This window comes from Luteimonas panaciterrae (assembly GCF_020511115.1).
Taxonomy (GTDB): domain Bacteria; phylum Pseudomonadota; class Gammaproteobacteria; order Xanthomonadales; family Xanthomonadaceae; genus Luteimonas; species Luteimonas panaciterrae.
In genome coordinates, this window is the sequence record NZ_JAJAVH010000005.1 from 1 (window position 1) to 11,539 (window position 11,539).

At 64.8% G+C, this 11,539-nt stretch carries 13 protein-coding genes; 8 read left to right on the forward strand and 5 right to left on the reverse strand.

Features of this window, described 5'->3' with window-relative positions:
- Window positions 1–126: 126 nt before the first annotated feature.
- From LG367_RS07565 to LG367_RS07575, 3 genes are read right to left on the reverse strand one after another with little or no spacing between them, the layout of a single operon-like run.
- Complete coding sequence (locus tag LG367_RS07565; RefSeq protein ID WP_226468636.1) at window positions 127–378, reverse strand: DUF6587 family protein; 252 nt, start codon at window positions 376–378, stop codon at window positions 127–129.
- 13 nt (window positions 379–391) lie between these two features.
- Window positions 392–2,281 carry a ferrous iron transporter B gene (gene feoB, locus LG367_RS07570; protein WP_226468637.1) on the reverse strand — a complete coding sequence of 630 codons (1,890 nt, stop codon included), beginning with the start codon at window positions 2,279–2,281 and terminating at the stop codon, window positions 392–394.
- Window positions 2,278–2,526, reverse strand: coding sequence for a FeoA family protein (locus tag LG367_RS07575; protein WP_226468638.1), 249 nt, complete (start codon window positions 2,524–2,526; stop codon window positions 2,278–2,280). The genes feoB and LG367_RS07575 overlap by 4 nt, the downstream gene beginning before the upstream one ends.
- A gap of 394 nt (window positions 2,527–2,920) precedes the next feature.
- Here LG367_RS07575 and LG367_RS07580 point away from each other — a divergent pair, with 394 nt between their 5' ends.
- From LG367_RS07580 to LG367_RS07610, 7 genes are all read left to right on the forward strand, one after another.
- Complete coding sequence (locus LG367_RS07580) at window positions 2,921–3,712, forward strand: enoyl-CoA hydratase-related protein (protein WP_226468639.1); 792 nt, start codon at window positions 2,921–2,923, stop codon at window positions 3,710–3,712.
- Between the two features lie 3 nt (window positions 3,713–3,715).
- Window positions 3,716–4,108, forward strand: coding sequence for a VOC family protein (locus tag LG367_RS07585; protein ID WP_226468640.1), 393 nt, complete (start codon window positions 3,716–3,718; stop codon window positions 4,106–4,108).
- Between the two features lies 1 nt (window position 4,109).
- Complete coding sequence (locus LG367_RS07590) at window positions 4,110–6,125, forward strand: acetyl-CoA carboxylase biotin carboxylase subunit (protein ID WP_226468641.1); 2,016 nt, start codon at window positions 4,110–4,112, stop codon at window positions 6,123–6,125.
- A 1-nt stretch (window position 6,126) separates the two neighbouring features.
- Entirely contained in the window at window positions 6,127–7,026 is a 900-nt protein-coding gene (locus LG367_RS07595) for a hydroxymethylglutaryl-CoA lyase (RefSeq protein WP_226468642.1), read from the forward strand.
- Between the two features lie 79 nt (window positions 7,027–7,105).
- Entirely contained in the window at window positions 7,106–7,876 is a 771-nt protein-coding gene (locus tag LG367_RS07600) for an SDR family NAD(P)-dependent oxidoreductase (protein ID WP_226468643.1), read from the forward strand.
- A 170-nt stretch (window positions 7,877–8,046) separates the two neighbouring features.
- A complete protein-coding gene (gene yeiP, locus LG367_RS07605; RefSeq protein ID WP_226468644.1) occupies window positions 8,047–8,613 on the forward strand; it encodes an elongation factor P-like protein YeiP in 567 nt (188 codons plus the stop codon).
- Window position 8,614: 1 nt separating this feature from the next.
- Complete coding sequence (locus LG367_RS07610) at window positions 8,615–9,001, forward strand: hypothetical protein (RefSeq protein WP_226468645.1); 387 nt, start codon at window positions 8,615–8,617, stop codon at window positions 8,999–9,001.
- 98 nt (window positions 9,002–9,099) lie between these two features.
- Here the strand turns inward: LG367_RS07610 and LG367_RS07615 are convergent, their stop codons facing one another.
- On the reverse strand, window positions 9,100–9,423 hold the full coding sequence (locus LG367_RS07615) for a hypothetical protein (protein ID WP_226468646.1): 324 nt from the start codon (window positions 9,421–9,423) through the stop codon (window positions 9,100–9,102).
- Between the two features lie 136 nt (window positions 9,424–9,559).
- A complete protein-coding gene (locus LG367_RS07620; RefSeq protein ID WP_226468647.1) occupies window positions 9,560–10,948 on the reverse strand; it encodes an FAD-binding oxidoreductase in 1,389 nt (462 codons plus the stop codon).
- A 398-nt stretch (window positions 10,949–11,346) separates the two neighbouring features.
- Here LG367_RS07620 and LG367_RS07625 point away from each other — a divergent pair.
- On the forward strand, window positions 11,347–11,539 hold a 193-nt coding region (locus LG367_RS07625), incomplete at its 3' end, for a hypothetical protein (RefSeq protein ID WP_226468648.1).

Below are 11,539 nucleotides of genomic sequence, written 5' to 3' on the forward strand. Positions count from 1 at the left end.
AGAGCTAAAGAGCAAAGACGCTGGATGACCAGCCATACGGCTGTTAAAAACCCGGCGTTCGCCGGAATGACGAGCAAGAGCAACAACCAAATGGATCCCAGCTTCCGCTGGGATGACAGCAAGGCGCTATTTACGCGCCGACGGCGCACAACTATCGCAGCCGCCACATGCTCCACCAGCATCACCCGTCACTGGCGGTGCAATCCGCCGCCCAAGCGCCCGCATCCAACCAGGCCGCCCTTCCCTCACCATCGGCACCGCAACCGCCACCCGCATTCGCCGCGCGGCACCCGGAAACTGCTTCTTCATCACCACCCACACGCTCACCAACGCGGCGAGCGCGATCACGACATACTGCAACGCGAGCGAGACGGTCATCGACAAAGCCTCCTCAGCCACCACCCAACGCGACCGCGACCTGATACGTCACCAACGACGCCAGATAAGCCAGCGCGAACAGATATCCAGCCGTCAGCACCATCGTCTTCCACGAGTTGGTCTCGCGCTTGATCGTCGCCCAGGTGGAAATGCACTGCGGCGCGTAGATGTACCAGACCAGCAGCGACAGCGCCGTCGCCAGCGACCAGCCATCGGTGATGATCGGCGTCAGCGCCTGCGTAGCGGCATCATCGTCGGCCGCCGACAAGGCGTACACGGTCGCCAATGAAGCCACGGCGACTTCGCGCGCGGCCAATCCCGGAATCAGCGCGATACAGATCTGCCAGTTGAAGCCGAGCGGCGCGAAGATCGCGGTCATCGCATGGCCGATGCGGCCGGCGAAGCTGTAGTCGATGGCGGGCCCGGTGGCTCCTTCCGGTGCGCCCGGGAACGACAGCAACACCCACAGCAGGACCGTCAGGGCCAGGATGATGCCGCCGACGCGCTTGAGGAAGATCGCGGCACGTTCGTACAGGCCAATCAGCAGATCGCGGGGATGCGGCATGCGGTACGAGGGCAGCTCCAGCAGCAGCGCATGCTCGCTCTTGTCGCGACGCCACTTCTTCATCACGAACGACACCATCAGCGCGCTGAGAATGCCGGCCATGTACAGCGCGAACAGCACCAGGCCCTGCAGATTGAACGCGCCCCACACCGTGCGCTGCGGGATGAAGGCGCCGATCAGCAGCGCGTACACCGGCAGTCGCGCGGAGCAGGTCATCAGCGGTGCGACGACTATCGTGGCGATACGGTCGCGCGGATCCTGGATCGAACGCGTGGCCATGATGCCGGGGATCGCGCAAGCGAAGCTCGACAGCAGCGGGATGAAGGAACGTCCGGACAAACCGGCCGAAGACATCATGCGATCGAGCAGGAACGCCGCGCGCGGCAGGTAGCCCGATTCCTCGAGCGCGAGAATGAAGGCGAACAGGATCAGGATCTGCGGCAGGAACACGATCACGCTGCCGAGGCCGGCGATGATGCCGTCGCTGAGCAGGCTGGTGAGCGGGCCTTCCGGCAGCGTGCCGCTCACCCAGGCGCCCAGCGCAGTGGTGCCGGCGTCGATCAGGTCCATGATCGGCGTGGCCCAGGCATACACCGCCTGGAAGATCAGGAACATGATCACGGCCAGCGCGAGCAGGCCGAACACGGGATGCAGCAGCCAGCGATCGAGCGCATCGTCGATGCGCGCGGTGCGCGCGGGCATGCTCACCGCAAGCGCGAGCAGGCGGCGCGTCTCTTCGTGGTAGGCATCTTCGTGCGAACCATCGCCTTCCGGCAGCTGCACGCGCGGCGTGGCGTGCTTGAAATTGGGTGCATCGCCCAGCGACTCGATGCGTTCGACCAATGCCTTGGCACCGTTGCGGCGCACCGCCACGGTTTCCACCACCGGCACACCGAGTTCGGTTTCCAGCATGGCGCGGTCGATGCGGATGCCGCGGCGCGCGGCCACGTCGGCCATGTTCAGCGCCACCACCATCGGACGGCCGAGTTCGCGCACTTCCAGCACGAAGCGCAGGTGCAGGCGCAAGTTGGTGGCGTCGATCACGCACACCAGCACGTCGGGCGCGGGTTCGCCGGGATAGAAGCCGCGGCACAGATCGCGGGTGATGGCCTCGTCCAGACTGGCCGGGTGGAGGCTGTAGGTGCCCGGCAGATCGAGCAAGGCATAGCTGCGGCCGGACGGCGCGATCAGGCGACCTTCCTTGCGCTCGACGGTGACGCCGGCGTAGTTGGCGACCTTCTGCCGGCTGCCGGTGAGCTGGTTGAACAGCGCGGTCTTGCCGCAGTTGGGATTGCCCACCAGTGCCAGACGCAACGACGATGCGGCGGCGTTGCTCATTCGCGCGCGTCTCCGTTCTTCAGGATCACGCGCGCGGCCTCGTTGCGGCGCAGCGCGAAGCGGGTGAAGCCGATCTGCACCAACAGCGGCTCGGCACCGATGGGGCCTTGCGCCATCAGTTGCACGGTTTCGCCGGCCACGAAACCGAGTTCGCGGAGTCGACGGGCGATGGGGTCATGGGGCATCTGGTCCTCCACGCGCTCAACCGTGGCGCTGGCGCGTCGCGGCAAATCGGACAACCTCATTAGAACCTGCCTAATGCCTTCTCATGGCCCGCGCCGGGATTGTCTGCGTGCAGGACAAGGAAGAGTGAAAGAGTGGATGCCGATCCACAACCGAGCGATGACGCCGCCCTGTGCGCAGACAGTCCCGGCCCTTCGGGTTGCCCCGCAATGGCCACCAGCCGCCGCCGCACGGCTTGACCTTGCAGGCAGCAAGGCGCGACGCCGCGCGACACCACCTGGCGGCCATTGCGGGGCAACGTGAGCCATGAGAAGGCATTAGGCAGGTTCTTACATCCGAATGGGAATTGTTCTCATTGTACAACCGACATAGGTCCGGCGATACCGCCCTCTCGCCGGAACGCAACGGTGCAACGGCTATCATTTCGCTCTTCGCCCGGTCCCCGCGTGTTCGCCGATGCCTTCCGCCCCCCTGCTCCTGCAACGCACCGACGCCGTGGCCCGGCTGCGCCTGAACCGCCCTGAATTGCACAACGCCTTCGATGCGGCCCTGATCGCCGGTTTGACGGGCGAACTGGAGCGTCTCGCCGGCGACGCGACCGTCCGCATCGTCGTGCTGGAAGGCGAAGGCGCCTCGTTCTCCGCCGGCGCCGACCTGAATTGGATGCGCGGCATGGCATCGGCCAGCGAAGCCGAGAACCGCGCCGACGCGCTCGCCCTCGCCCGGTTGATGCGCACGCTCGACGAACTGCCCAAGCCGACCATCGCGCGCGTGCACGGCGCCGCGTTCGGCGGCGGCGTGGGGCTGGTCGCCTGCTGCGACATCGCCATCGGCACGCCGGAGGCGAAATTCGGCCTCACCGAGAGCAAGCTCGGCCTGCTCCCGGCGGTGATCTCGCCCTACGTGATCGCCGCGATCGGCGCGCGCCAGGCGCGGCGCTATTTCGCCACCGCCGAGATCTTCGACGCCGACGTGGCACTCAAGCTGGGGCTCCTGCATGAGGTGGTGGCTGCGGATTCGCTCGACGCCGCGGTCGAACGTCAGATCGGCTTGCTGCTGAAGGCCGGACCACTGGCTTCGGCGCAGGCGAAGGCGCTGGTGCGTTCCGTCGCTGCACAAACCGACCGCGACGCGCTCGACGACGCCAACGCCGCGCTGATCGCGAAGCTGCGCATCTCACCCGAAGGCCAGGAAGGCCTGAGCGCGTTCCTCGACAAACGCCCCCCCGTCTGGATTCCGGAGAAATAGGCCATGCTCGACCATCTCGGGTTTCCCGTGTCCGACTACGCGCGCTCGAAGCAGTTCTACGACACGATCCTGGCGACGCTGGGCTACGGCGTCGTTATGGAAGTTACGCCGGAGATGACCGGCGACGGCAGCAGCCATTGCGGCTACGGCAAGGACGGCAAGCCGGATTTCTGGATCGGCACCGGCACGGCCGGCAACACGCGTGTCCACGTCGCCTTCTCGGCCACGAGTCGCGCCGCCATCGATGCGTTCCACCGGGCCGCCACCCAGGCCGGCGCCCGCGACAACGGCGCGCCGGGCCTGCGGTCGCATTACCATCCGAATTACTACGGCGCGTTCGTCCTCGATCCGGACGGCCACAATATCGAAGCCGTCTGCCACGCGCCGGAAGCCTGAGATGTTCGAAAAGATCCTGATTGCCAATCGCGGCGAGATCGCCTGCCGCGTCATCCGCACAGCACGCCGGCTCGGCATCCGCACGGTAGCCGTGTATTCGGAAGCAGATGCCGACGCACAACACGTGCGATTGGCCGACGAGGCTTGGGCGATCGGTGGACCACGCCCGGCCGACAGCTATCTGCGCGGCGATGCCATCCTCGACGCCGCCAGGCGCAGCGGCGCGCAGGCCATCCATCCCGGTTACGGCTTCCTCAGCGAGAACGCGGATTTCGCCGATGCCGTGGAAGCGGCCGGCCTCGTCTTCATCGGCCCGAAAGCGGCGTCGATGCGCAAGATGGGCAGCAAGGCTGGCGCCAAGGAACTCATGCAGGCCGCCGGCGTGCCGGTGGTGCCCGGCTACACCGGCGAGGACCAAAGCGCGGACGTGCTGGCGCGCGAGGCCGAGCGCATCGGCTTCCCACTGATGATCAAGGCCGCGCACGGCGGCGGCGGCAAGGGCATGCGCATCGTGCGCAACGCCGCGGAATTCCTGCCCAATCTGGAAAGCTGCCAGCGCGAGGCGAGGAACGCCTTCGGCCGCGATCGCGTGCTGCTCGAACGCTACATCGAACAACCGCGCCACATCGAAATCCAGGTGTTCGGCGATAGCCGTGGCAATGCCATCCATCTGTTCGAACGCGAATGCTCGGCGCAGCGACGCTATCAGAAGGTGCTGGAGGAATCGCCCTCGCCCTTCCTGACGCCGGAGCTGCGCACCGCGATGGGAACGGCGGCGGTGCAGGCCGCACTCGCGATCGACTACGCCAACGCGGGCACCGTGGAGTTCATCGTCGCACCCGATGGCGCGTTCTATTTCATGGAGATCAACACGCGCCTGCAGGTGGAACATCCCGTCACGGAACTGGTGACCGGACTCGACCTCGTCGAATGGCAATTGCGCATCGCCTCCGGCGAACCGCTGCCGCTCGCACAGGACGAGATCACCCAGCACGGGCACGCCATCGAAGTGCGCCTGTACGCGGAAGATCCGGATGCCGGCTTCCTGCCAGGCTCCGGCCGTCTGCAACGACTGCGCCTGCCATCGCCTTCCGCGCACGTGCGCATCGATTCCGGCGTGATCGAAGGCGACACGGTGACGATCTTCTACGATCCGATGATCGCCAAACTGATCGTCCACGACACCGATCGCCCACGCGCCCTCGCCCGCCTGCGCGAAGCGCTGGCCGGATGCGAGGTCGAAGGCCCGAAATCCAATATCGCCTTCCTCGAACGGCTGGCACGGCATCCAGCGGTCGTCGGTGGCAGCATCGATACCGGTTATCTCGATCGTCATCTCGACGAATTCGTCGGCAACGATACCGATGACGACGCTGGCGATGCCATCGTCGCCGCATCGGTCGTCGCATTGCTGCAGGACGAGGCCGAGATGCGCAAGCTTGCCGCGAGCAGCGGCGATCCTTACTCGCCCTGGGCGGATGCCTCCGGCTGGCGCCTGGGGCATGCCGGACAACGTCGACTGGTGCTGCGTGAAGGCGATCTTCGATACACCGTCGTCGCCCACGGTGTCGGTGGTGATTACCGGATCGATCTCGACGGACGCAGCATCGAAGTCCGTGGCGCCAGGCTCGATGGCGATGCATCGAATGATGGCTGGCTGAGCGCGCGCCTAGACGACCGCTCGCAACGCTATCGCGTCGACGCCGACCGCCATCGCGTCCTGCTGCACGACGGCGAACGCCGCCGGCGTTACGCGCGCGTCCCGGCCTACGAGCCGGAAAGCGCATCCGCCGCAGGTGGCGGCGACCGCGTCGCCGCGCCGATGCCCGGCCGCATCGTGCTGATCAAGATCGCCCTCGGCGATGTGGTATCGCAGGGCCAGGAACTGCTGGTAATGGAAGCGATGAAGATGGAGCTCGCCCTCAAGGCGCCGCGCGACGGCGTCATCGCCGAGCTGCGCGCCGTCGCCGGCGATTTCGTCGAGGCCGACACCGCCCTGGTTTTGCTGGAGACCTGAGATGGCGCTTCCCCCGCATGTGCGCATCGTCGAAGTCGGTCCGCGCGATGGACTGCAGAACGAAAAGACGATCATTCCGGCCGCCGCGAAGATCGAGCTGATCAATCGACTCAGCGCGACGGGATTGCAGACCGTCGAAGCCACCAGCTTCGTCAGCCCGAAATGGATTCCGCAGCTGGCCGACGCTGCCGAGGTCTTCGCCGGCATCGATCGCAAGCCCGGCGTGCGCTATCCGGTCTTGGTGCCGAACGAACAGGGCTACGACCGCGCCCGCACCGTCGGCGCCGAGGAGATCGCGATCTTCACCGCCGCGTCCGAAGCCTTCAACAAGAAGAACATCAACGCCTCCATCGACGAATCGCTGGCACGCTTCGAACCGGTGCTCGCGCGCGCCAAGGCCGATGGCGTGGCGGTGCGCGGTTACGTTTCCACGGTCCTCGGCTGTCCGTACCAAGGCGAAGTGCCGGTCAGCGACGTCGTGCGCGTGGCGCGCGCGCTGCACGCGATGGGCTGCTACGAGATTTCGCTCGGCGACACCATCGGCGTCGGCACGCCGGGCAAGGCCCGCGCGATGCTGCTGGCCGTCGCCGAAGCGGTGCCGATGTCCGCGCTCGCCGTGCATTTCCACGACACCTACGGACAGGCGCTCGCCAACATCCTCGCCTGCCTGGAGGAAGGCGTCGCCGTGGTCGACGCCGCCGTCTCCGGCACGGGCGGCTGCCCATACGCGAAGGGCGCCACCGGCAATGTCGCCAGCGAGGACGTCGTGTACATGCTGCACGGCATGAGCATCGCCACCGGCGTCGACCTCGACCGCCTCGTCGAGACGGGGCGCTGGCTGGCGTCGCTGCTGGGCCACGAGACCAACAGCAGGGTCAACAAGGCCAAATCGGCGGCATGACCCGCGGCATGACGGCATCGGGGAACTGAGCCGGGCCTGCTCTGGGCTAAAATATGGCCTTTCCCTCGCAGGGTCCCATATGCAGATCGCAAACGCCCGCGCCGTCGTCACCGGCGGCGTTTCCGGCCTAGGCCTGGCCGTCGCCAAACATCTGGTCGCCAACGGCGGCAAGGTCGCGCTGTTCGACGTCAATGACGAGAAAGGCGCCGCCGCCGTCGCCGAACTCGGCGCCGACAAGGCGCGCTACTTCAAGACCGACGTCACCGACGAGGCTGGCGTTGCCGCCAATGTCGCCGCGGCCAAGGAATTCCTGGGCGGACTGAACGCGGCGATCAACTGCGCCGGCATTCTCGGCTCGGGCCGCGTCCTCGGCCGCGAAGGCGCGATGCCGTTGTCGCAGTTCCAGACCACGGTGCTGGTCAATCTGGTCGGCAGCTTCAACGTCGCCAAGGCCGCCGCCGCGCTGATGCAGCACAACGAAGCCGGTGAGGACGGCGAGCGTGGCGTCATCGTCAACACCGCCTCCGTCGCCGCCTACGAAGGCCAGATCGGTCAGGCCGCCTACTCCGCTTCCAAGGGCGGCGTGGTCGGCATGACATTGCCGATGGCGCGCGAACTCTCCCGCTTCGGCATCCGCGTGATGACCATCGCCCCCGGCGTGTTCTGGACGCCGATGGTCGACGGCATGAGCGAGGACGTGCAGAAGTCCCTGTCCGCCTCGATCCCCTTCCCGTCGCGCCTCGGTCGGCCGGAGGAATTCGCCGATCTGGTCGCCTACATCCTCGGCAACCGCTATCTCAACGGCGAGACCATCCGCATCGACGGTGCAACGCGTTTGACGCCGAAGTAACGCAGACTCGTCATTTCCAGCTGCTTTTCACAGCCGAACAGCTGTCAAGCTGAGACCTGTTTTGCTTTTCTCCGTCAAGAACGAAGTCAAAATAGGTTCCAGCTTTCGCTGGAATGACGAGACGATTTCTTTGTCGCGATTTCAGATTTTTCACTCAGAAGCTCATCCATATGAAAGCCTACGACATCAAGAAAGGAAACGTGGTCGAACACAACGGCAACGTCTATCAGATCCGCGATATCGAGCGCAGCTCACCGCAAGGTCGCGGCGGCAATGTGCGCTTCCGCTTCGTGATGTACAGCGTGCCCGGCGGCAACAAGACCGACGCCAGCTTCGACGCGGACGACGAGCTGAAGGAAGTCGACCTGATGCGCCGGCAGGCCAGCTTCTCCTACAAGGACGGCGAAGCCTTCGTCTTCATGGATGACGAGGATTTCACGCCGTACACGCTGGATGCCGACGTCGTCGGCGATGGTGCCGGCTACATCACCGAAGGGCTGACCGGATGCTACGTCCAGGTCATCGACGAGCAACCCGTCGCGTTGCAACTGCCGCAGAGCGTGGTGTTGGAAATCATCGACACGCCACCGGAACTCAAGGGCGGCACCGCCACCAAGCGGCCGAAGCCGGCAAAGCTCAGCACCGGCCTGGAAATCCAGGTGCCGGAATACATCGGCAATGGCGAGCGGGTGTGGGTGAACACCTCGACCGGCGAATTCTCCGGGCGCGCGGACTGACATGAAATCGATCGCAACCAGTTTCTTCATCGTGCTCGCGATGGCATCCACACCCGCGTTCGCGGCCAAGCCGAAGCGGCCTCCCGCGCCCGAAGTGGACAGCGGGCCGCAGGATCCGATGTCTTGCGCCACAATGACGAAGAGCGAAGCGCGTGCGTCGGGTTGCAAATATCCCGATGACGTTCTGGTCTTCCTGGACGATCGCGCCACTTGCCAGCACTGGCTCGGCCAGACCGGCTACGACGCCACGCGACGCGCCATGATCAATCAAGCGGTCAACAAGACATGCACCGGCCTCGATGATCGCCTTTCCTCGCTGCGCAAGAAATATCGCAAGAACGCCGGGGTCACCCGGTTCTTGGCGAAGCTTCAGGACATCGGCAAGTAATCCCGCCGGTCCAAGTCTCGAACGGTTCTCCGAATCTAGCCAGAAACGCGCCAGGTGTGTGCCGATATCGACGCACACCTGGCGGAATCGTCAGCCGATCAGGTGCAAGGCCCGGTCGCAGTGGCGGATCCCGTGAGCTGATTGTTCAAATAGAAACTCACCGTGGCTTTGATCGTGCCCGGCCGCCTGTTGCAGTAGAAGGAACAGGAATACTTATTGGTGCAATTCGCCGGGAAGACCGCATCGGTTCCCTGGGGATCGATGCTCCATGCGATCAGGTCGTGCGTGGGTCCCGGCCTGAGCGTGAAGCAATAGTTGCCGTCCGTGCATTCCAGGTAGACGGATTCTTGCGCCCGCACCTGCGTGGGTGTCATCAGGAAGGCGCCCATGAGCGCCAGCACGCCGAGGATCGAGTATTTCATAGCTGCTCTCCATGGATTCGAGGGATGGCCGCTTCTCCCAGAACGTGAGATCGCGACACTTCTCAACTCGAAATCCGCAGCGGGAACGGCTCATCGCGCCATCACGGGCGCGATATCCCACCAGGACAGCAGGCGCCTAAGCGTCGAACAACTTGCCGGGATTCATGATCCCGTCGGGATCGAAGACGCGCTTCACGCCCCGCATCAACGCGATTTCCTCGGCACTGCGCGTCGATGCCAGATAAGGCTTCTTGACCAGTCCGATGCCATGCTCGGCGGAAATGCTGCCGTCGTGTTTCCCCAACGCCTCGGCCAGCAGCTTGGTGACATGCTCGCACTGCGCGACGAACGCCTCGTCGCCGAGATCGTCCGGCTTCAGCACATTGATGTGCAGATTGCCGTCGCCGATATGGCCGAACCAGACCACGTCGAAATGAGGATATTCACGCCCGATCAGCGCCTGCGTTTCCTCGAGGAACGCGGGCATCGCGGATATCCGCACCGAAACGTCATTCTTGTAGGGCTTGTAGCGCGCCAGGCTCTCGGTGATGCCTTCGCGCAATCGCCACAACTGCGCGGCCTGCGCTTCGCTCTGGCTGATTACACCATCGTTCACCCAGCCCTGCTCCATGCAATGCTCGAACGCGGTGAGCACCTTCGCCTCCTGCGCTTCGTCGCCAATGGCGAATTCGGTGACGACGTAGTACGGATGCACCTCCGCGAACGGCGCCTGCGCGCCATGTGCGAGCACGTGATGCAACGCCCGATCGGTGAAGAATTCGAACGCTTCCAGTTGCAGCCGCTCGCGCAACGCCGCGAACACCTGCATCAACACCTCGAACGAAGGCAGCGCCAGCAGCATCACATTGGTCGGTGGCGGCGGATCGGTCAGCTTCAGCGTCGCCTCGACGACGATACCGAGCGTGCCCTCCGAAGCGATCGTCAGATGCCGCAGGTCGTAGCCGCTGGAGTTCTTGATCAGCCCGCGATTGAGATCGAGCAATTCGCCCGTCCCCGTCACCAGCTTCAGGCCGGCAACCCATTCCCGGGTATTGCCGTAGCGGATCACGCGGATGCCCCCGGCATTGGTGGCGATGTTGCCGCCGATGCTGCAGGAGCCACGGGCGGCGAAATCGACCGGATAGACAAGACCATGCTCGCGCGCGGCCTCATGCACGGACTGCAGGGCGATGCCGGGCTGCACGGTCAGGGTGCGGTCGATGGGATCGAAACCGAGCACCCGGTTCATGCGCTCCAGGCTCAGCACCAGTTCCCCGTTCGCGGCCACAGCCCCGCCCGACAGCCCGGTCCGGCCGCCCGACGGCACGATGGCGACGCCATTGGCCCGCGCCCAGCGCACCACCGCCCGCACCTCCTCGATGTCGCCCGGCAGCGCGATCGCCAGCGGTGCCGGCGTCCAGCGCCGGGTCCAGTCACGACCGTAATGCTCGAGATCGGCGGCTTCGGTTTTCAGGCGCAGTCCGGGCGCGGCTTGCTGCAGGCTGTCGAGACGCGGATCGGCCATGGGGTCGGAGGCATCGGCGGGAAAGCCAGCGTGCCAGCAGGCCCGGCCGGCGTCCAGTGCGGCAGCGCAGCAAAAACAGGAAATTGCTGGCACACTGCCCTGGGACGTGTGCCGCCCTGACCTAGTCTTCCGCTCTTCGCTGCTAAGAATCTCAAAGTGTTGGAGTCAATTGGAGACCCGGAGGGCGGCGCACAGGATGTGCGCCGTTTTTCGACCGAGCCAGGATGGCGAGTCGAAAAATCCTGATAGCAGTGAAACGTTGGGATTGCTTCGTCGGGAAAAGCGTTTTTCTTTGGTTCGTTTCTTTTGACGCTTATCAAAAGAAATGAACTCGCCCCGAAGGGGCGAAACGCTTTTCGCTGTTGCACGGAAAAAAGTAGGAAAAGCAAAGACGCTGGATGACCAGCCATACGGCTGTTAAAAACCCGGCTTTCGCCGGAATGACGAGCAAAAAACAACAGCAACAACAAAAGCAGACGATGAAAAAAACGTCCTACCCCAAACGCGACATCCGCATCCTCCTCCTCGAAGGCATCAGCCCCACCGCCGTCGAGACCTTCCAGGCCGCCGGCTACACCCAGATCGAGCAAC

Excerpts from the sequence above, each read along its gene's own strand:
- LG367_RS07565 (WP_226468636.1), bottom strand. The coding sequence starts at position 378 with ATGACCGTCTCGCTCGCGTTGCAGTATGTCGTGATCGCGCTCGCCGCG.
- feoB (WP_226468637.1), bottom strand. The coding sequence starts at position 2,281 with ATGAGCAACGCCGCCGCATCGTCGTTGCGTCTGGCACTGGTGGGCAAT.
- LG367_RS07575 (WP_226468638.1), bottom strand. The coding sequence starts at position 2,526 with ATGAGGTTGTCCGATTTGCCGCGACGCGCCAGCGCCACGGTTGAGCGC.
- LG367_RS07580 (WP_226468639.1), top strand. The coding sequence starts at position 2,921 with ATGCCTTCCGCCCCCCTGCTCCTGCAACGCACCGACGCCGTGGCCCGG.
- LG367_RS07585 (WP_226468640.1), top strand. The coding sequence starts at position 3,716 with ATGCTCGACCATCTCGGGTTTCCCGTGTCCGACTACGCGCGCTCGAAG.
- LG367_RS07590 (WP_226468641.1), top strand. The coding sequence starts at position 4,110 with ATGTTCGAAAAGATCCTGATTGCCAATCGCGGCGAGATCGCCTGCCGC.
- LG367_RS07595 (WP_226468642.1), top strand. The coding sequence starts at position 6,127 with ATGGCGCTTCCCCCGCATGTGCGCATCGTCGAAGTCGGTCCGCGCGAT.
- LG367_RS07600 (WP_226468643.1), top strand. The coding sequence starts at position 7,106 with ATGCAGATCGCAAACGCCCGCGCCGTCGTCACCGGCGGCGTTTCCGGC.
- yeiP (WP_226468644.1), top strand. The coding sequence starts at position 8,047 with ATGAAAGCCTACGACATCAAGAAAGGAAACGTGGTCGAACACAACGGC.
- LG367_RS07610 (WP_226468645.1), top strand. The coding sequence starts at position 8,615 with ATGAAATCGATCGCAACCAGTTTCTTCATCGTGCTCGCGATGGCATCC.
- LG367_RS07615 (WP_226468646.1), bottom strand. The coding sequence starts at position 9,423 with ATGAAATACTCGATCCTCGGCGTGCTGGCGCTCATGGGCGCCTTCCTG.
- LG367_RS07620 (WP_226468647.1), bottom strand. The coding sequence starts at position 10,948 with ATGGCCGATCCGCGTCTCGACAGCCTGCAGCAAGCCGCGCCCGGACTG.